Annotated in this window: 18 protein-coding genes and 4 tRNA genes; 14 read left to right on the forward strand and 8 right to left on the reverse strand. The window is 54.2% G+C overall.

Going from position 1 to position 18,464, the window contains the following annotated elements:
- Window positions 1-139: 139 nt before the first annotated feature.
- From IR141_RS06535 to IR141_RS06545, 3 genes are all read left to right on the forward strand, one after another.
- Window positions 140-1,276, forward strand: coding sequence for a polysaccharide export protein (locus IR141_RS06535; protein WP_135034946.1), 1,137 nt, complete (start codon window positions 140-142; stop codon window positions 1,274-1,276).
- A gap of 29 nt (window positions 1,277-1,305) precedes the next feature.
- A complete protein-coding gene (locus IR141_RS06540) occupies window positions 1,306-1,746 on the forward strand; it encodes a low molecular weight protein-tyrosine-phosphatase (RefSeq protein ID WP_135034914.1) in 441 nt (146 codons plus the stop codon).
- A gap of 298 nt (window positions 1,747-2,044) precedes the next feature.
- Complete coding sequence (locus tag IR141_RS06545; RefSeq protein ID WP_135034916.1) at window positions 2,045-4,210, forward strand: polysaccharide biosynthesis tyrosine autokinase; 2,166 nt, start codon at window positions 2,045-2,047, stop codon at window positions 4,208-4,210.
- A gap of 510 nt (window positions 4,211-4,720) precedes the next feature.
- On the opposite strand, the gene IR141_RS06550 is transcribed toward IR141_RS06545, so the two are convergent.
- A complete protein-coding gene (locus IR141_RS06550; protein WP_135034918.1) occupies window positions 4,721-4,906 on the reverse strand; it encodes a zinc-finger domain-containing protein in 186 nt (61 codons plus the stop codon).
- A 263-nt stretch (window positions 4,907-5,169) separates the two neighbouring features.
- On the opposite strand from IR141_RS06550, the gene IR141_RS06555 reads away from it, so the two are divergent.
- The gene (locus IR141_RS06555) at window positions 5,170-5,475 is read left to right on the forward strand and encodes a lipopolysaccharide assembly LapA domain-containing protein (protein ID WP_135034920.1); all 306 of its coding nucleotides are present in this window, start codon (window positions 5,170-5,172) and stop codon (window positions 5,473-5,475) included.
- 6 nt (window positions 5,476-5,481) lie between these two features.
- Window positions 5,482-6,651, forward strand: a complete 1,170-nt coding sequence (gene lapB / locus IR141_RS06560) for a lipopolysaccharide assembly protein LapB (RefSeq protein WP_135034922.1) — start codon at window positions 5,482-5,484, stop codon at window positions 6,649-6,651.
- Between the two features lie 408 nt (window positions 6,652-7,059).
- On the opposite strand, the gene pdxA is transcribed toward lapB, so the two are convergent.
- Complete coding sequence (gene pdxA / locus IR141_RS06565) at window positions 7,060-8,040, reverse strand: 4-hydroxythreonine-4-phosphate dehydrogenase PdxA (RefSeq protein ID WP_135034924.1); 981 nt, start codon at window positions 8,038-8,040, stop codon at window positions 7,060-7,062.
- A 138-nt stretch (window positions 8,041-8,178) separates the two neighbouring features.
- Between pdxA and zupT the strand changes: the two genes are divergently transcribed.
- Window positions 8,179-8,988: a zinc transporter ZupT gene (gene zupT, locus IR141_RS06570; RefSeq protein WP_135034948.1), complete on the forward strand. Its 810-nt coding sequence runs from the start codon at window positions 8,179-8,181 to the stop codon at window positions 8,986-8,988.
- Window positions 8,989-9,405: 417 nt separating this feature from the next.
- Here the strand turns inward: zupT and IR141_RS06575 are convergent, their stop codons facing one another.
- The 6 genes from IR141_RS06575 to IR141_RS06600 all read right to left on the reverse strand — a co-directional run bounded on the left by IR141_RS06575 (window position 9,406) and on the right by IR141_RS06600 (window position 12,989).
- Window positions 9,406-10,281, reverse strand: a complete 876-nt coding sequence (locus tag IR141_RS06575) for a cell division protein (protein ID WP_135034926.1) — start codon at window positions 10,279-10,281, stop codon at window positions 9,406-9,408.
- A complete protein-coding gene (locus IR141_RS06580) occupies window positions 10,278-12,026 on the reverse strand; it encodes a bifunctional biotin--[acetyl-CoA-carboxylase] ligase/type III pantothenate kinase (RefSeq protein WP_135034928.1) in 1,749 nt (582 codons plus the stop codon). Before IR141_RS06580 ends, IR141_RS06575 begins: the two co-directional genes overlap by 4 nt.
- Complete coding sequence (rfaE2, locus tag IR141_RS06585) at window positions 12,023-12,535, reverse strand: D-glycero-beta-D-manno-heptose 1-phosphate adenylyltransferase (protein WP_167743082.1); 513 nt, start codon at window positions 12,533-12,535, stop codon at window positions 12,023-12,025. Before rfaE2 ends, IR141_RS06580 begins: the two co-directional genes overlap by 4 nt.
- A gap of 160 nt (window positions 12,536-12,695) precedes the next feature.
- Window positions 12,696-12,771: transfer RNA gene (locus IR141_RS06590), tRNA-His, on the reverse strand.
- 19 nt (window positions 12,772-12,790) lie between these two features.
- A tRNA-Arg gene (locus tag IR141_RS06595) sits at window positions 12,791-12,867 on the reverse strand.
- Window positions 12,868-12,911: 44 nt separating this feature from the next.
- Window positions 12,912-12,989 (reverse strand) — tRNA-Pro (locus tag IR141_RS06600).
- 221 nt (window positions 12,990-13,210) lie between these two features.
- Between IR141_RS06600 and folD the strand changes: the two genes are divergently transcribed.
- The 8 genes from folD to IR141_RS06640 all read left to right on the forward strand — a co-directional run bounded on the left by folD (window position 13,211) and on the right by IR141_RS06640 (window position 18,109).
- Window positions 13,211-14,068 (forward strand): bifunctional methylenetetrahydrofolate dehydrogenase/methenyltetrahydrofolate cyclohydrolase FolD, encoded by an 858-nt coding sequence (gene folD, locus IR141_RS06605; RefSeq protein ID WP_135034932.1) that lies wholly within the window; start codon window positions 13,211-13,213, stop codon window positions 14,066-14,068.
- A gap of 402 nt (window positions 14,069-14,470) precedes the next feature.
- Window positions 14,471-14,629, forward strand: coding sequence for a hypothetical protein (locus tag IR141_RS06610; protein ID WP_167743084.1), 159 nt, complete (start codon window positions 14,471-14,473; stop codon window positions 14,627-14,629).
- A 320-nt stretch (window positions 14,630-14,949) separates the two neighbouring features.
- Complete coding sequence (locus IR141_RS06615; RefSeq protein WP_135034934.1) at window positions 14,950-15,528, forward strand: carbonic anhydrase; 579 nt, start codon at window positions 14,950-14,952, stop codon at window positions 15,526-15,528.
- A 4-nt stretch (window positions 15,529-15,532) separates the two neighbouring features.
- The gene (gene nadD, locus IR141_RS06620) at window positions 15,533-16,141 is read left to right on the forward strand and encodes a nicotinate-nucleotide adenylyltransferase (protein WP_135034936.1); all 609 of its coding nucleotides are present in this window, start codon (window positions 15,533-15,535) and stop codon (window positions 16,139-16,141) included.
- Window positions 16,142-16,218: 77 nt separating this feature from the next.
- Window positions 16,219-16,611, forward strand: coding sequence for a ribosome silencing factor (gene rsfS / locus IR141_RS06625; RefSeq protein ID WP_135034938.1), 393 nt, complete (start codon window positions 16,219-16,221; stop codon window positions 16,609-16,611).
- A gap of 242 nt (window positions 16,612-16,853) precedes the next feature.
- Window positions 16,854-17,609, forward strand: coding sequence for a triose-phosphate isomerase (gene tpiA / locus IR141_RS06630; RefSeq protein WP_135034940.1), 756 nt, complete (start codon window positions 16,854-16,856; stop codon window positions 17,607-17,609).
- Between the two features lie 5 nt (window positions 17,610-17,614).
- The gene (gene secG, locus IR141_RS06635; RefSeq protein WP_135034942.1) at window positions 17,615-17,971 is read left to right on the forward strand and encodes a preprotein translocase subunit SecG; all 357 of its coding nucleotides are present in this window, start codon (window positions 17,615-17,617) and stop codon (window positions 17,969-17,971) included.
- A 52-nt stretch (window positions 17,972-18,023) separates the two neighbouring features.
- Window positions 18,024-18,109 (forward strand) — tRNA-Leu (locus IR141_RS06640).
- The last annotated feature ends 355 nt before the right edge of the window (window positions 18,110-18,464 follow it).

Raw genomic sequence — 18,464 nt, forward strand, 5'->3', positions numbered from 1 at the left:
GGCCAGGCAGCAACTTCTGCGCCGGCAGCCATATCTACACTCCTGCCGGCCGCACAAACCTGAAACCCAAGGCTGCGCACAGCGGCACCCCGCTGTGCCGGCTCGTGTTGCAACATCAAACGAAAGAGAAAAAGTGAATATTTTCCAACCCTCAGCCATCGGCTTATCGCTGCTCGCCCTCACTTTGGCCGGCTGCACCGTGATTCCCGGCTCCGGCCTGAGCGCGCGCGGCAAAACCGTGGTGTATGAAAACGGCGAAAGCAAAGCCGACACCCGCCTTAACCGCCTCATCAGCATCCGCCCGGTTACCCCCGGTCTGATTGAGCGCATGGAAGAAGCCCCCCGCCGCGCCCTGTCCAACCCCGCGCTCGAGCGTCAGAAATCGGCCTACCGCTACCGCATCGGCAGCGGCGATGTGCTGAACATTCTGGTTTGGCACCACCCCGACCTGAACACGCCCGCCGCCGACAGCCCCAATCCCGACAGCAAACAGGTGAGCAACGGCGCCTGGGTAGATGAAGCGGGCTACCTGGCCTACCCGCTGGCCGGCAGAATCTACGCGCGCGGCAAAACCCTGCCCGAATTGCAGTCGCTGCTCACCGCGCGCCTCAAACGCTATATCAAAAACCCGCAGGTTTCGGTGAACGTGGCCGAATTCCGCTCGCAGCGCGTTTCCGTATCCGGCGCAGTGGGCAAGCCCGGCCAGCTGCCGCTCACCAATGTGCCGCTGACACTGGTCGATGCCATCGACCAGGCCGGCGGAGCCGCCGCCAATGCCGACACCGACAATATCAAGTGGACACACAACGGCACCGAGCGCACCGTATCGCTCCAAGATATCCGCCAATACGGCGATTTATCGCAAAACCTGCTGCTGGGTGCCGGCGACATGGTTTATGTGCCCACCAATGAAAACAGCCGCATTTATGTGATGGGCGAAGTGGGCAAACAGGCATCGCTGCCCTTGGGCAACTACGGCCTCACGCTCACTCAGGCACTGGGCAACGCCGGCGGCATCAATCAGGTTACCGCCAACGCTTCGGGCGTGTTTGTCATCCGCAACATGCCGGACGACCGCGAAAAACCCATACACGTTTACCAGCTCAACCTGAAAGACGCATCGGCCTACGCCCTGGCCAACCGCTTCAAACTGCGCGCCAACGATACGGTGTTTGTTACCGCCGCGCCCGTTGCCCGTTGGAACCGCGTGGTATCGCAGGTTACCGCATCCATCAGCAACATTTACTACATCGACAATATTTTCGGCGGACAATAACAGAGTTTCCGGGCAACCCCAAAATCAGAATGTTTCAGAAAATTTTGATTGTATGCGTAGGCAACATCTGCCGCTCGCCCACCGCAGAGCGGCTGCTGCAGCAGAAGATGCCCCATCTTCAGGTATTTTCGGCAGGGCTTAAGGCAGCGGCCGGCAAAGATGCCGATTTACAGGCCATACGCACCGCCCTGCGGCACGGCCTGATTATCGCAGGCCACACCGCCCGCCCGCTCACGGCGGCCATGTGTGAAACAGCCGATTTGATTCTGGTGATGGAACCGCGCCACATCGATGAAGTAGCCGCCGTTCTGCCTGCCGCCCGCAGCAAAACCATGCTGCTCGGCCAATGGCTGCCCAAGCAGCACATTCCCGACCCCTACGGGCAGTCCGATGAAATGTTTGAAGCCGTGTACCGCCTGATTGACGAGGCCGTGGAACAATGGGCCTTCAGGCTGACGGTACGCCCTTAACACAGAGCATCGCGGTCAAACCTGCCGCCGTTTCAGACGGCCTATGCCGCTTTGTTCAGGCCGTCTGAAAAACACAACGGCAAAACAAACGCCGCTGCAGGCAGGTTAGGCAAACCGCAACGGCGGCACAGGCAGGGATACCCTGCCCCGCACCCTGCCGACCGGCATCTCCGCCTGAGGGAAACGTTCAGACGGCCTGCCCGAGCGGCGGATTAAATACCGTTTAACGGCCGTCTGAAACAACGGCATAAAAAATGATGCACCCGCTTATAAGTTAAGATAAAAGGAATTTCGCAATATGGCAAAACAGTATTCCCCATACAACCGGCCGCAGCACAACGGCGGTGAAATCGATGTGGGCCGGCAGCTCCGCAACCTGCTTCACTATAAATACCCGATTGCCGCCGCCGTGTTGGCCGGCGGCCTTCTGGGCGCGTTATACAGCCTGGCTGCCACGCCCGTTTACCGCGCCGATGCCATGCTGGAAATCGAAACCAAGCCAAACCAGATTCTGACCGAAATCAGCAATCTTTTTGCTCCCGAAAACGGCAATCTCACCTTTGAAGCCGAGCTCGATTTGGCACAATCGCGGCTGGTGCTGGGTAAAACCGTTGACGATCTCCAACTGGCGCAAACCGTTACCCCGAAATACTTTCCCGTTATCGGCAATTTGATGCACAACCTCAGCAGCGACATCGAGCCCGAGTTAAACGTGCACACTTTCGAAGTCGGGCAGGAATGGTTGAACCAAACCTTCACCCTCACCGCGCTGGGCAACAAGCTCTACAGCTTAGAGCTGCCCGACGGGCGCACACTTGAAGGCAAAGTCGGCCGCCCGCTGCAACTCAGCCCGCAATCAACGCTTCAGATCAATCAGATTCTGGCCGAAAGCGGCCAACGCTTCACGCTGGTAAAGCATTCGAAATTGAGCGCAATCGAAAACCTCAAACAGAATCTGACCGTGTCGAGCAAAGGCAAAACCAGCCCGATTATTAATCTGGCCTACAAAGGAACCGAGCCGGAAAAAATCACCAAAATCCTCAACAGCATCGCCGATAACTATGTCAGCCAAAACATCAACCGCGATGTTCAAGTGGCCGCCAGCGGTTTGGCCTTCATCAGCAGCGAGCTGCCGCGCCTGAAAGCCACCTTGCAGGATGCCGAAAACAGGCTCAACGAATACCGAAGAAAAAGCGGCTCGCTGGATATTCCTGTTGAATCAAAAGGCGCGCTCGAAAGCCTGGTCAGCATCGAAACCCAGATTACCGGGTTGCGCACCGAAGAAGCGGGGCTGGCCGAACTTTACACTCCCGAACACCCCACTTATAAAGCCGTGCTCGACAAACTGGCCGTGCTGGAAAAAGCCAAAAACAGAATCAACCGCCAAATTGCCGAGCTTCCCAACACCCAGCAGGAAGTTATCCGCCTCACCCGCGATGTCGAAACCAACCAAACCACCTACACCCAATTATTGAGCAAGCAGCAGGAGCTCAACATTATGAAAGCCAGCACCCAGGGCAATGTGTGGATAGTGGATTATGCCGCCGTGCCCGAATTGCCCGTTGCCCCCCGCAAAACCGTGATCACCCTGCTGAGCGCCCTCACCGCCGGCATACTCGCCGCCGGCTGGCTGCTGATACGCTCCGCCCTTCGCAAAGGCATTGCCGGCCCTGAAGAAATCGAACAAACGGGCATGAATGTAGCGGCAATGATTCCGCTTTCCAAAGCCCAAAGCAAACACGATGCCCTCAGCAACCGGTTTAAATCACTCTCAGGCAGCCGCGCCGGCTATCTGTTAAGCCTGGAAGCCTCCACCGATGCAGCTGTGGAAGCCCTGCGCGCCCTGCGCACCAACATCTATTTCTCAATGATCGGCGCCCAAAACAATATCCTGATGATTACCGGCACCTCTCCGGGCGTAGGCAAATCATTTGTGGCTGCAAACCTGGCTGCCGTAATGGCTCAATCAGGCAAAAAAGTGCTGCTGATTGATGCCGATATGCGCAAAGGCCGTCTGAACGAAATGCTGACCGCCTCCCCCGAAAAAGGTTTGTCCGACATTTTGGAAGGCCGGCTCTCTCCCGGCCAGGCCGTTCAAGAAACCGCCATACCCAACCTCAGCTTCATCAGCCACGGCTCATTGCCCGAAAACCCTTCGGAGCTTCTGCTTGACGGCCGCTTCAACACACTCTTGAGCCGCGCCCGCCAACGGTATGACTATGTAGTGGTGGATACCCCGCCGGTGTTGTCGGTAACCGATGCCAACATTGTCGGCCAACAGGCCGACACCACCCTGCTGGTGGCGCGCTACAACGCCACCTCTGCCCGCGAGCTCGAAGCCAGCGCCGGCAGATTAACGCAGAGCAATGTAAAAGTAAGCGGCGTCATACTCAACGGCATGCGCAGCGAAGGCCGCAGCGGCTACGGCTATTACGCTGCCTATATACACAAGCCAAAAAAATAATCCGCAAACATTCAAGGCCGTCTGAAACATTTTCAGACGGCCTTAGCATGCAGACATAGCCATATAACGGGCCCGCTTCATTGTTTCATTACACAGCAGGCTGAAAATAAACACCAAGTCCCGTCAACACCGCAACGAAACACCCTAACCCACAGAAAGCAGCAAACAATGCCAACACAAAGCGCAGCACTATAACTGATTATTTTAAAACAAGAAGCCACATCTGCGCCGCCCACAACCCGGCACCTCCTCCCGTTATAATCTATTTCACCATTATTTCCATACCAACCTATTTACTGTAAAAAATCCCGGCATTGTTTACACCACCGTTTTTGCCTGCAAACCCATTCGGGGATTTTTGAGAATTGCCGAGAATACCCAAAAGCACAGCAAAGCCGCATCAATCTCAAGAATTCTCAAAATCACGAAACCATCATTCCAGTAAAAAACAAAAGCCGTTTGGCATAAAAAGCGCAACCAACCCAACCTTTTCCAACACCTTTACCGTTTTCAATGATGCCCCTTTGCCTCTCCCGCCAATCGGTACACCACACCGCAATACGGACACTCTATAGCGCCGTTCGACTGAATAGGCAGAAACACACGCGGGTGACCGTTCCACGCTTCATTTTGCGGGCCGGAGCAATGCAGCGGCAAATCATACGGAGTAACGGTCATCACATTGTGGTCGTTCATATTGTTTCCTTTACAAAAGCCGTTTACCATTCTCATCAGCAGATATTACGATAAGACCGCAGAGTTGGAAAGTGCCACAAAAAGAAGGCGTATTTTAGTAAAAGCAACCGAAAACATTATGCCTGAGTCTTTTATTTGGTATTACTTGCAATTTACCTTACAGCATAAATAAAGTTTTTTCGCTATCAACAAAGCAAATGGTTTAAACTGCCGCTTTCTTCACCTTTCAGACGGCTTGAAACCTTTGCCATACGGAGCATGAGATGAAAATATTTTACACCATCATTAAAATCATCATCTTGTTGATATTCTTAATTCTTGCCATTGGCAACACGCAGAGTGTGCAGTTTTTCTACCTACCCGCCCAAAGTCTGAACGTGCCGCTGATTGTGGTGTTATTCGGTGCTTTCGTTATCGGTTCGGTGTTCGGCCTGTTTGCGCTCTTCGGCCGCCTGCTATCCCTGCGCGGCGAAAACAACCGTCTGCGCACCGAAATCAAAAAATCTGCCCGCGCCGCTGCTGCCAACCCCGCTGTGCCACCGCCCGCTCCGCCGAAACACAAGGAATAGGCCTTTATGGAAAACGAAATCTGGATTCTGCTGCTGCCGATTATCCTTTTGCCGGTTTTCTTCGCAATGGGCTGGTTCGCTGCACGGGTCGATATGAAAACCGTGCTCAGGCAGGCTAAAACCGTTCCAGGCGGTTTTTATAAAAGCCTTGACGCCCTGGTTGACCGTAACAGCGGCAAAGCCGCCCGCGAGCTGGCCGAAGTTACCGACCAGCAACCGCAGTCTTACGATCTGAATCTCACGCTGGGCAAACTTTACCGCCAACGAGGCGAAAACGACAAAGCCATCAATATGCACAGGGCCTTGCTTGATTCTCCGGACACCGTGGGCGACAAGCGCAGCCGAGTACTGTTTGAGCTGGGCTTGAATTACCAGAGTGCCGGCTTGGTTGACCGCGCCGAACAGATACTGACCGGCCTGCAAAACGGCAACATGGCCAAAGAAGCCCGCCAAGTGCTGCTGAGCATCTACCAGCAAGACCGCGACTGGGAAAAAGCCATCGAAACCGCGCAACTGTTGAGCCACAACGAGCAAACCTACCAATTTGAAATCGCCCAATTCTATTGCGAACTGGCGCAGACCGCCCTATTTCAATCCGATTTCGACACTGCCCGCCACCATGTGGAAAACGCTTTGAACGCCAACAAAAAGTGCACCCGCGCCAATATGATTTTGGGTGATATCGAACAAAAACAGGGGCATTATGCCGCCGCCGTTGAAGCCTACACCGCCATTGAGAAACAAAACCACGCCTACCTGAGCATGGTCGGCGAACGGCTTTACGATGCCTACGATGCACAAGGCAGGCCGCAGGAAGGATTGGGCGTGCTTATCGGCTATATGCACACTTTTCCGCAACTTGATCTCATCAATGTGATTTACGACAAATCACTACTGCTTAACGGCGAAGCCGCCGCCAACCAAACCGCCGTGGATTTGGTTCGGAAAAAACCCGATCTCGGCGGCGTTTACCGCCTGCTCGGCCTGCAACTGAGCGGCCTGCCTCCCGAATGGAAAGCCGATGCCGACATGATACGCGCAGTTGTCGGCCGCCAACTGCAAAAAGCTGTGATGTACCGCTGCCGCAACTGCCACTTCAAATCACAAGTATTCTTTTGGCACTGCCCCGCATGCAACAAATGGGAAACTTTTACCCCCAACCGCATCGAGGTATAACTTTCAGACGGCCTTTCTGCACGCAGATGCGCCCACTCTTGAACCAACCGCTTTACGGTTGTGGGACAGCCCGGCCGCCCCCTTGGTCGGCTTGGCTTCTTTACAGGTTTCCCGCCTTTCTAGCCGGAATTCAAACCGTCAAACCGGCACCGCAAGGAAAAGCCGTCTGAAAAACTTTGTTCAGACGGCCTTTGTGGTATCCGCACACAGATCACTATCCTTATTCTATTGAAAGCTATTAAACGCGTTTCTTATCACTTCCACCCACGGCACAACGACATTTCAAAGCTGGGAGCAGTCCTATTCAGGAAATTTTGTGTTCAACCCGGCGCATTAATCAACTTTCAAATCTTGCGCGGCTTGGTTTTCCGTTTGTTTTTTATTGTTATGAGATTGCCGTTTTTCGGTTTAGCAGCTGTTATGCCGAGCCATTTCCAGCGCAGTGGCAGCCGCCACCATCAAGCTGCCGGAATCGGCTTTACCTGTTCCTGCCAAATCCAGTGCAGTGCCGTGATCAACAGATGTGCGCACAAACGGCAAGCCCAGCGTGATGTTCACCCCTTTGCCGAAACCGGCGTATTTCAACACTGGTAACCCCTGATCGTGATACATGGCCAACACAGCATCGGCATCTTTCAGCATAAACGGCTGAAACAGGGTGTCGGCCGGATAAGGGCCGCGCACGTCTATACCTTGTGCGCGCAGGCTGTCGAGCGCGGGGATAATGGTATCGATTTCTTCGCGACCGAGATGGCCGCCCTCACCTGCGTGGGGGTTTAATCCTGCCACCAAAATGCGCGGGGAGGCGATACCGAATTTTTTTTGCAGCCCGCAATGCACAATTTTCGCCACCGATTCGAGTTGCGGCTGCGTGATAGCAGCGGCCACGTCTTTAAGCGGCAGATGGGTAGTGGCCAGTGCCACACGCAAACCGCCGCCCGCCAACATCATCACCACCTGCTTGGCAGCACTTTTTTCGGCCAGATATTCGGTATGGCCCGAAAAAGGCATACCGGCATCATTGATAATGCCTTTGTGCAGCGGCGCAGTTACCATTGCGGAAAATGTGCCGTTTTGGATACCTTTATAGGCAGTGTCGAGCAGCTCAATCACATAGGCTGCGTTGGCAACGTTCAGACGGCCTGCCCTGCAGGGCATTCTCAAAGGAATATGCAGCACTTCCAACACCCCCTCCTCCGGCTCGGCGGCAGGAGTGAAATCCCTCAGGACAACGGCTTTGCCCAATTTATCGGCACGCGCCTGCAACATGGCTTTATCGCCCAGCACCACCGGGCGGCAAGGCAGGACGGCAGCGGGCAGGTCGAGACAGATATCGGGGCCGATACCGGAAGGTTCGCCGGAAGTAACGGCAATAACAGGCAGAGGCATTTTGCTTCCTTAATCAAAATCCATAACGGCAGCCGGTTATTTTAGCCGATTTTTGTAGAAATTTCGGTTGGCCGGCTATTCTATTTTGTTGAAAAATGGTAGCCTTATTTCTTTAACGGTTTAATGGTAAGAATCAATATGATTGCGGCTACCCTGCAAAATCTAACGGTCGCGTTCGGCATCACCTTGGCCGCCGGCTTGGCAACGGTGCTGGGCAGCGTGTTGGTGTTTGTATCGAAAACACCCAACCCGCGCATACTTTCATTCGGGCTGGCGTTTGCGGGCGGCGCTATGGTTTATGTGTCGCTCACCGAAATTTTTTCCAAGTCGCAACAGTCGTTTACCGCAGTCTACGGGCAAAGTATGGGGCTTGCGGCGGCCACTTTCGCTTTTTTGGCCGGGCTGGGCGTGATAGCTTTGATTGACCGTTTGGTGCCCAACCCTCACGACACCCTGGATGCACACGACCCCGAATTTTACGAAAAATCACGCCACCACATCGCCCGGGTGGGCTTGATGACGGCGTTTGCCATCACTGCCCACAACTTCCCCGAGGGGCTGGCCACTTTTTTCGCCACACTGGAAAACCCTGCCGTAGGTGCACCTTTGGCGCTGGCGATTGCCGTCCATAATATTCCCGAAGGCATTTCTATCGCCGCCCCGGTTTATTTCGCTACCCGTAACAAAGCCTTAACGGTTGCCGTCTGCCTGGTTTCGGGTTTGGCCGAGCCGCTGGGGGCATTGTTGGGCTATTTTGTGCTCAAACCTTTTCTTTCCAGCGCGGTGTTCGGCTCCGTTTTCGGGCTGATTGCCGGTGTGATGGTGTTCTTGGCATTGGATGAGCTGCTGCCCGCCGCCAAACGTTATTCAGACGGCCATGAAACGGTATACGGCCTGACCTCGGGCATGTCGGTGATTGCTTTGAGCTTGGTATTGTTCAACTGGTAGAAATACACCGGCTTAAGTCTGCTTTTGTTGCCATAATCGTCTCATCTGCCGAGAGCCAGTCTGCCCTGCTCCAAGTTTGCCGCACCTTGCCGTATCCTTTCCGCCACTTGCAGGCTGCTGCTTTGTATCGAAATGCTTTCCGCTACATCAAGGCCGTCTGAAAACTTGCTTTTCAGACGGCCTGTGAAGAAACCGCTTTATTTTCGGCACAAGGGGCAAACCTCAAAGCATACAGAACCGGTTCCGTTACCGCTGGGTCGGCCGGCACAATCATTCTCTTTGAGCCAAGAGTAGCAAACGCTGTAACGGAAACAAAGTGGATTCATGGCAGGCTTAGGCTTTTCCGACTGTTCGCCGCTTAAAAAAGATACCCGGCCAAATGCCGGGTATTTTGCGGTTCCAAACTGATTGTGCTGTTTATCTGCACGGCCTGCGGTTCAGTTTTCCGTAGCGCGAAACCACTTTTTGAATTTCCTGCGCAGATTTATCGTCTACATCCATAAACGTTACCTGCATCTTGGCCACACTCAGACCGCCTTCGGGCGAGGCACCGCGATCTTCCTGTTCGTGGATGCGGGTGCCGCCGAAACCTGCGCTTGCCAGGCGCGAAATCAGCACTTGGGCGGCAGAGCGGCTGTGGGTTACGCCCACGCTGATGCCGCCTTCGTAGATGCTGCCGCTGAAGCCTTTGGCAGCCAGGCTGTCGAGCATGGCCGCCGCATCGCCGTCTGCCGAAATCAACACACGGTAGGTTTTCTGCACTTGGCCGGCATCACGCTTTTCAACCGTACGCGATGCGGCGTGCGGCCATTGCCGCAGCAGACCTTTGATACGGTGGTAATCGTCTTCTTCCAGCGTTAGCGATGCCGGGGAAGTGCACAGGTTGTTTTCTTTTTTGGCTTCTGCTGCTTTTTGCCGTTCCTGTTCGCGTTTGGCTTTCTCCAGCTGCTCGCGCTTGGCTTTTTCTTCGCGTTCTTTCTGCGCTTTCGCTTCCAGCTCTTTGGCCTCTTTTTCTTTGGCTTCCAGCTCCGCTTTCTCCCGCATCAAACGTGATTCATCACTTTCGGATTCGGAAGCGGCAGAAACCTGAATCGGGGCAGCCTCTCTTTCGGGAGCGGAAACCGGAGCCGGATGCAGGATTTCTGCCGGTGCCGGCACGGGTTGCTGTTGCGGAACGCCGACACTCTGAGCGGGAGCGGCCGCATTTTTTTGTTTTTCTACAACGCGGCTGGCAACCATTCCGCCAAAAACGATGACGTTTAGTGCCACCAGCACGGCAAATAGCCATTTCATTGTTGCTGTATCCAGTTAAGTAAGCCGTAAATGGCGAGATTATCTACAATTTTAACCGTATTGTCCAAAACAAATGACGGCGGCAATGCCTGCACCACTTTGGCAGCGCCGCCGCCTGTGATAATCAGATCCACCGCCTTGCCTGCCCCAACTTTTTCACGCAGCCTGGCGTGCATCAGCAATACCGAACCGCACACGGCATCCATCATGCCGCTGGCCAGTGCGTTGGCCGTGGTGGTGGGGAAAGGATATACGCGCCCCAACGGGCGGTTGAGATTGGCGGTTTTCAAAGCCATTGCCTCTTTCATTAAGTGGAAGCCGGGCATGATGGTGCCGCCGAGATAATGATTGTTGTCGGTGAGCGCATCCACCGTAACGGCGGTTCCGCAACTGACCACCACGCAGGCATTTTGTGTGAAGCGGCGGCTGCCCAGCGCGTTAAACCAGCGGTCGGCACCGTGTTCGGCGTGGTTGCGGTAATGGTTGCGTATGCCCAGTGCCTGCGGCATGGAAGAGAGCCATTCAACCGGTTGCGGCAACTGAGCGGCAACCTGGGCTTTTTTGGCTTCCCCACACACAGCACTGCCGATAATGCGTACACCGCCGCTGCCGCGCTCCTGCCATTCGGTGCCGAGCAGTGTCAGGTCGCGGTAGGGCGAGCGGCCGGTATGGACGATACTGCCGTTTTCGACCCACGCCCATTTCAACTGGCTGTTGCCGCCGTCAAGCAGCAAATATTTTCCGGCGGCGGCCGTCTGAACAGGCGGAGGGTTATCGCCGGGGCGCAGGCTGATTTCACCGCTCACCACAATACGCTCGCCGTTTTCGGTTTGCAGCCGCAAGGCTCCTTGCCCGGTGATGCCTGCCGACACGCCTTCATAAACGGTTTCACCGTTTTGCAGCAGGCGCACGGGACGGTTATGGTCGCGGTCGGCCGCTTGGTAGGCTGCCACAAACGGAGCAAAACCGTATTGCCGGTATCGGTTGAGCATGGTGTCGAGTTCGCCCAGCAAAGCAGCGAGCAAAGCGGCGGAACCCACGGGCGGAGCGGCCGCAGAAACGGCCGCCTGAACCGATGCCGCGTCTTCCACTTCTTTAGGCAGCACAAAATTGATGCCGATGCCGATTACGGCAACGGTTTTACCGCTGCTGCGCACGGTTTCGATCAGAATGCCGCCGAGTTTGCGCCGCCCCACCACCAAATCGTTGGGCCATTTGATTTGTGCGGGTATGCCGAGCTTGGCTAAAGCGGCATGGCAGGCCAATGCCACGGCGGGCGCAAGCGCGCCCAACTCGTTTTGCGGCTTGTCAAACACGCTGCCAAAACTGAACATCAGGCATTCGCCCAAACGGTTTTGCCATACTTTGCCTTGCCTGCCGCGCCCTTTGCTCTGGCTGTGTGCCAACACCAGCAGGCCGTGCGCCTGTTGCGGTGAGACTCTGGCAGCTTCCAGCACGATATCGTTGCTGGATGTACATTCGTGATACAGGGCCGTCTGAAAACCGTGTTGCCTGCCGGTTTGCTGCAACTGCGCTTCATCAAATACCGCCAGCGGGCGCACCAGCCGCCATTGGCCATCGTGCTGGCGCAGCAGGCCGCGGATGTGGGGCGGCATCTGCTGCCACAACCCGTTAATCTGTTGGGGTTTCACGCCGGCAGCCAGGCCTAATGCCGAAATATGGTGCGGCAGGCCGTCTGAAAGTGCGGCAAGCAGCTTCCAATGCTGCGGTTTGAGCGGCATCATTTCTGCCCTGCCCCCTCTGCGGCACGGATTTTCTCCAGCGTTTGGGTGGTGGATGTTTGGTGCAGAAACGGAATCGAGTACACTTTGCCGCCACGCGCGAGCGTTTCCTGCGCGCCAACGATTTTTTCCACCGGCCAATCGCCGCCTTTTACTAAAATATCGGGCTTAACCCTCTCTATCAATGCGGCGGGCGTGTCGTCATCAAACCAGGTAACCACATCGACACAGGCCAATGCGGCCGCTACGGCAGCACGGTTTTCAAGCATATTGACCGGGCGGCCGCTGCCCTTGCCCTGCCGTCTCACCGAAGCATCGGTGTTGAGCGCCAACACCAGCGCAGCCCCCGTTTCCCGCGCCTGCGCCAGATAAGTTACATGGCCGCGGTGCAGAATATCGAAACAGCCGTTGGTAAACACCAGCGGGCGCGGCAGCGCGGCAATACGCGCTGCCAGCTCTTCGGGCGGGCAGATTTTGTGTTCAAAAGCGGGCAGCGGCCAATTGCTCATCATGAATTTTCCAGAGTGGTAAGATGCCGAGATGATACCGAAGCAGTGCGTTTTGGAAAAGCCGGCACAACGGCTTTTCAGACGGCCGAAATCTTGGCAGGCCGTCTGAAAAGCAGATATAAAAAAAACCGTGTATGAACGCATACACGGTTTTTTTAAGATTTGGGGTGGCTGATGGGGCTCGAACCCACGACAACCGGAATCACAATCCGGGGCTCTACCAACTGAGCTACAGCCACCACAGGAAAACTTTTTATCTGGCACGCCCGACAGGAATCGAACCTGTAACCGCCCGCTTAGAAGGCGGGTGCTCTATCCGGTTGAGCTACGGGCGCGTTGCAGTGTCCGCGCCTTATCGGGCTTTGTTTTGTTCGGGACCTGGTCGGGGCGGTGGGATTCGAACTCACGACCCCCTGTTCCCAAAACAGGTGCGCTAACCAGACTGCGCTACGCCCCGACGAGAGATGCGAACTATACCGAGAGGGGCAGCAAACGTCAAGCCCCGCTGCCGGCAAAAACTTTTTGCTTATGCTATCTGTTTCATTTGTTTTGCGATTTAAAGCAATCTGCCTTGCCGACACCCGACAAAGGCTGCAGAAAACAAGTGAAAAACTGCGCCGAAAATGCGATAATCCGCGCTCTTCACAAACTCTCCGCACCACAAAGGATAACCCAGCCATGACTGCCCAACTGATTAACGGCAAAGAAATTTCCCGGCAACGCTTAGAAGAAGTCGCCCGACAAACCGCCGAACGCAGCGCGGCCGGTGTGCGCCCCCCTTGTTTGGCGGTGGTGTTGGTGGGCGATGACCCGGCCAGCGCGGTTTATGTGCGCAACAAAAAACTGGCTTGCGGAAAAGTGGGCTTCAAATCGCTTTCCTACGAGCTTCCCGCTGAAACTCCCCAGGAAGATTTATTGCAATTGGTGGACGGTTTGAATGACGATTCCGAGGTAGACGGTATCTTGGTGCAACTGCCGCTGCCCAAGCAAATCGACAGCCAGGCTGTGCTCGAGCGCATTGCGCCGCACAAAGATGTGGACGGCTTCCACCCCTACAATGTCGGCCGTTTGGTGGTGAAAATGCCGCTGATGCGCCCCTGCACCCCCAAAGGTGTGATGACGCTGCTCGAAGCCTACGGCATTAACCCCGAAGGTAAAAAAGCCGTGGTGGTGGGCGCATCGAATATTGTGGGCCGCCCGCAAATGTTGGAGCTGTTACTGGCACGCGCCACCGTAACCATCTGCCACAGCAAAACCCAAAACCTTGCCGCCGAAGTGGCTGCTGCCGACATCGTGGTGGCCGGCGTAGGCATTCCGAACTTTGTGAAAGGCCAATGGATCAAGCCCGGAGCGGTGGTTATCGATGTGGGCATCAACCGTTTGGATAACGGCAAATTATGCGGTGATGTAGAATTCGACACCGCCAAAGAGCGCGCATCAATGATTACCCCCGTGCCGGGCGGCGTTGGCCCGATGACCATCGCCACTTTGCTGGAAAACACATTGTATGCCGCCAAGCTGCACGATGAAGCTTAAACAGCCGGTAAAAGATGAAACATAAGATGGCGGATTTAGTACGCTGATTAGCGCTTCGATACCGTGCAGCAAGCCGTAACAACGCTGCAGAGGGTCGGATTGGTTCACTTGCAATACAAGCCTTTTAATCTAAATTATTTTTTTGTTTTTAAAAAATAATTTAGATGCCTGCAGCCGGGCGGAATATTTAAGTGTTTTCAAATTTACACAAACATGTGGCAACAATATCAGGCCGTCTGAAAAACCAATATGCTGCTACGGCCTGACTTTATTTTCGGCACAAAGCAACAAGCTGCAGAAAGTATCAATACCACAGAGCCGGTTCTGTTGCCGCTTCAGCAGCCGACAAATCACTCCCTATTGAACATAAAACACAGCAGCGCCGTAACGAAAATAAAATGGATGCACGATACCCTCCCCTATCAAAGCCGGATGCCGACTGTTTGGCCGTCTGAATACCGTTTGGAATACGGCCCGAGCGCCCGCCTACCAACCAATATAAAGCAGGTTTCACTTTACCGCCAAGCAGCAAACGGCCTGCCGATGCCGCCGGGTGTATAGGCCGCCACCTTCTTAAAGCAAAGCGGTTGGAAATTGCAAAACCGGGTTTTGCAGCGCACAAACCCGGTTGTGTAAGCTCTATTTAAAACAGATGCTTATTATCCCCGCTTCTATAACGGGTAAAATTCCAAGAGCCGAGATGGCAAGCTTTGATGGCGCAAACCATACAGCAAAACGCATCCATATCATAATGCCATACCGCTATGCATTAATCTGCCATATCCGATACTTTGGAGTATTCCGGCTTTCAGACGGCCTTCTGCACACACCGGCTCCGAAACCGCTATAATGGCCGCACCCACCAAGCTGCCGAAACAGACATGAGCGAACTCGACCATATTTTGAATTTCAACCGGGAATTTGTGGATTCAGGAGAATACGCCCAATTTTTTACCAACAAATTTCCCGAACGCGAACTCGCGATTTTATCGTGTATGGACGCACGCATGGTTGAGCTGCTGCCGCGTGCGCTGGGGCTGAAAAACGGCGATGCCAAACTGATTAAAAACGCCGGCGCCCTCGTTACCCACCCGTGGGGCTCCGTGATGCGCAGCCTACTGGTAGCCGTATTCGAGCTGAAAGTAAAAGAAATCATGGTCATCGCCCACTACGATTGCGGTATGCGCGGCCTCAACCCCGGCACATTTCTCAGCCGCGCCCACCAAAACGGCATTCCCAACGACCGCATCACCACCTTGCGCAACGCCGGTATCGACTTAGACAGCTGGCTCACCGGTTTTGACAACGTAGAAGAAAGCGTACGCCACACGGTCGGCCTTATCCGCCGCCACCCGCTGATGCCCGACAACGTTGCCGTTCACGGCCTCGTTATCCACCCCACCACCGGCAAACTCACCGTGATTGTAAACGGCACTGCCGAATGCCCCATATCAACTTGATTTCATGAAAAATATCGGACTTTTCGGCGGAACATTCGACCCGCCCCACAACGGCCACCTGCACATCGCCCGCGCCTTCGCCAACGAATTAAATTTGGATATGGCAGTGTTTCTGCCCGCAGGCGACCCTTACCACAAAACAGCAAACACCCGCACACCCGCAAAGCACCGTTTGGCAATGACCGAATTGGCTGCCTGTGCCGACAGCCGTTTTGCCGTCAGCGACTGCGACATCGTCCGCAAAGGCGCAACCTACACCTTCGACACCATACAGATCTTCCGCCAGCAATTCCCCACCGCCCGATTATGGTGGCTGATCGGCAGCGACAACCTGCTCCAACTGCACACCTGGAAAAAATGGCAGACCCTGGTCAAACAAACCCATATGGCCGTTGCCGTCCGCACCGGCGGCAGCCTGGCCCAAGTTCCGCGCGAATTACAAAGCTGGCTGGGTCAAGCCCTGCAAAAAGGCAGCCTGCAACTGTTGCAAGCACCGCCTTGCAACATCAGCTCCACCGAAATCCGCCGCCGGCTGCGCCACAGCGAAAGTACCGCCGGGATGATAGACACACAAGTCGCAGCCTATATCGCACGGCACAACCTTTACCGCTAACCATTTTTCAGACGGCCTGATTGGCCGGCAACAGCCTCAGGCCCTCTGAACACAACTTCCACAAACAGGAACCGGAAATGAACCCACAAGAACTGCAAGCCCTTCAAACAATGGTAGAAACCGCCGTAAACGCGCTTGAAGACATCAAAGCCAAAGACATCGCCGTGCTCGAAACCCAAGAGAAAACCTCCCTATTTGCCCGCATGATTATTGCCAGCGGCGACAGCAGCCGCCAAGTGAAAGCCTTGGCCGACAACGTAGCCGTTGACTTAAAAGCAGCCGGCTTTGAAATCCTCGGCAGCGAAGGCCAAGACAGCGGCGAATGGGCGCTGGTTGATGCGGGCGATTTAGTGGTGCACATTATGTTGCCCGCCGTGCGCGACTTTTACGATATCGACACGCTTTGGGGCGGCAAAAAACCCTCGTTCCACGCCGGCGCACAAAAACCCTGGCACGCAGCCGGCCATTAAAAAACCAACATAACAATTGCGGCACCATCGGATACAACACCGATTTAGATGCAGAAACCGACAGCCAAAAGATAATCTTGACAGACCGTCTGAAACAGTTTCAGACGGTCTGCCCACACCCATAGCTCCAAACATGTATCCACCCGCCAGTTGGTGCAATATCCATTACAACGCACTACATTTTTACCGCAAGGTGCGTTAAAATCCGAAACGTTACGAAGTAAACGAAGGACACCAAAACCATGTGGGATAAAAAATGGGTTATCGGTAACTGGAAAATGAATGGCCGCCTGCAAAACAATAACGCACTGATGCACCGCTTCCGCATCATGCCCACGGCCGACCAAGTGGTTATCGGCTTAGCCGCCCCCACCGTTTACCTGCTGCAACTGCACAATGCCATGCAGATTGTACTCAACAACCGCATTCTCACCTGCGCTCAAGATGTCAGCCGCTTCCCCGACAACGGTGCTTATACCGGCGAAGTGTCTGCCGAGATGATGGCCGACATCGGCGTGGATATCGTATTGATCGGCCACTCCGAGCGCAGCCTGTATTTCGGCGAAAAAAACGATATCCAACGCCAAAAAATGGTAAACGTGTTAAATGTGGGCTTAACTCCGCTGCTGTGTGTGGGCGAAAGCCTGCAAGAGCGTGAAGCAGGGCATGAACAAAAAGTAATCGCCCACCAGCTCTCGATTTTAGAAGGTTTACACACGAAAAACATCGCTGTGGCCTATGAACCGGTATGGGCCATCGGCACCGGCAAAGTTGCCACCACCGGGCAAATTGCTGATATGCACGCTTTTATACACAAACAAATCTTGTCATTGTGCGGCAACGATGTTAATATCCGCATCCTTTACGGCGGAAGCGTCAACGCCGGCAACGCGACCGACATTTTCACCGTACCGTATGTAGACGGTGCATTGGTGGGCGGGGCATCCCTGTCTTACGACTCGTTTACCGCCATTATCTGTGCCGCACAAGAATCATAAGAATCATGGAAGCCTATAAAACCGTTTTTTGGATTATCAACATCTTCGCCGCTTTGGCTGTTATCGTGCTGGTTTTGATGCAGCACGGCAAGGGTGCAGATGCAGGTGCCACATTCGGCTCGGGCAGCGGCAGCGCACAAGGTGTATTCGGATCAGGCGGTAACGCCAACTTTTTAAGCCGCAGTACCGCTATCGCTGCCACAGTATTCTTCGCCACCTGTGTGGCTATGGTTTATATTAATACCCATTCAGGCAAACACGGCTTGGATTTCAGCAATGTGCAACAGAGCCGGCCGGCACAAACACAGCCAAGTGCACCCGTACAATCTACGCCGCAAACTCCTGCTTCTTCAAATCAATAATTATATAGAAGCATTCGGGTATCGAAATTAAATTTTTACAATATAGTTTTTTGCCGACATGGTGGAATTGGTAGACACGCTATCTTGAGGGGGTAGTGACCTTAGGTCGTTCGAGTTCAAGTCTCGATGTCGGCACCATCAAAAGAAAACAGCCCTATTTTTGGGCTGTTTTTTTACGTCTAACACCGTCTAATACCATAAACCAAGATGCAGGCGGGACGGGGATTTCAGGCTGATTGCCAATGTTTTCAGATGGTTTTAATCTTCTAATCCCGTCTAATACAGACTAATTGAATAAATCAAAAATTTACGGTATCTTTTGCGGTATCTTGAAAATACCACTAAAAAAGTACCGTAAAAATGCCGTTGTTAAATATCGTGCAAAACTGAGCCAGGGAAACGGGGAGTTGTGCTCCAAAATTGAGCCACTCTCCGTTTGTTATAAACTGCTCCGCTTTATCACACAGCGGAGCCCAACCTGGATGTTATGCAT

The sequence above is a fragment of the Neisseria sp. 19428wB4_WF04 genome (assembly GCF_015235335.1).
GTDB classification, from domain to species: Bacteria; Pseudomonadota; Gammaproteobacteria; order Burkholderiales; family Neisseriaceae; genus Neisseria; species Neisseria musculi.

Excerpts from the sequence above, each read along its gene's own strand:
- IR141_RS06540 (WP_135034914.1), top strand. The coding sequence starts at position 1,306 with ATGTTTCAGAAAATTTTGATTGTATGCGTAGGCAACATCTGCCGCTCG.
- IR141_RS06545 (WP_135034916.1), top strand. The coding sequence starts at position 2,045 with ATGGCAAAACAGTATTCCCCATACAACCGGCCGCAGCACAACGGCGGT.
- IR141_RS06550 (WP_135034918.1), bottom strand. The coding sequence starts at position 4,906 with ATGAACGACCACAATGTGATGACCGTTACTCCGTATGATTTGCCGCTG.
- IR141_RS06555 (WP_135034920.1), top strand. The coding sequence starts at position 5,170 with ATGAAAATATTTTACACCATCATTAAAATCATCATCTTGTTGATATTC.
- lapB (WP_135034922.1), top strand. The coding sequence starts at position 5,482 with ATGGAAAACGAAATCTGGATTCTGCTGCTGCCGATTATCCTTTTGCCG.
- pdxA (WP_135034924.1), bottom strand. The coding sequence starts at position 8,040 with ATGCCTCTGCCTGTTATTGCCGTTACTTCCGGCGAACCTTCCGGTATC.
- zupT (WP_135034948.1), top strand. The coding sequence starts at position 8,179 with ATGATTGCGGCTACCCTGCAAAATCTAACGGTCGCGTTCGGCATCACC.
- IR141_RS06575 (WP_135034926.1), bottom strand. The coding sequence starts at position 10,281 with ATGAAATGGCTATTTGCCGTGCTGGTGGCACTAAACGTCATCGTTTTT.
- IR141_RS06580 (WP_135034928.1), bottom strand. The coding sequence starts at position 12,026 with ATGATGCCGCTCAAACCGCAGCATTGGAAGCTGCTTGCCGCACTTTCA.
- rfaE2 (WP_167743082.1), bottom strand. The coding sequence starts at position 12,535 with ATGATGAGCAATTGGCCGCTGCCCGCTTTTGAACACAAAATCTGCCCG.
- folD (WP_135034932.1), top strand. The coding sequence starts at position 13,211 with ATGACTGCCCAACTGATTAACGGCAAAGAAATTTCCCGGCAACGCTTA.
- IR141_RS06610 (WP_167743084.1), top strand. The coding sequence starts at position 14,471 with ATGCACGATACCCTCCCCTATCAAAGCCGGATGCCGACTGTTTGGCCG.
- IR141_RS06615 (WP_135034934.1), top strand. The coding sequence starts at position 14,950 with ATGAGCGAACTCGACCATATTTTGAATTTCAACCGGGAATTTGTGGAT.
- nadD (WP_135034936.1), top strand. The coding sequence starts at position 15,533 with ATGAAAAATATCGGACTTTTCGGCGGAACATTCGACCCGCCCCACAAC.
- rsfS (WP_135034938.1), top strand. The coding sequence starts at position 16,219 with ATGAACCCACAAGAACTGCAAGCCCTTCAAACAATGGTAGAAACCGCC.
- tpiA (WP_135034940.1), top strand. The coding sequence starts at position 16,854 with ATGTGGGATAAAAAATGGGTTATCGGTAACTGGAAAATGAATGGCCGC.
- secG (WP_135034942.1), top strand. The coding sequence starts at position 17,615 with ATGGAAGCCTATAAAACCGTTTTTTGGATTATCAACATCTTCGCCGCT.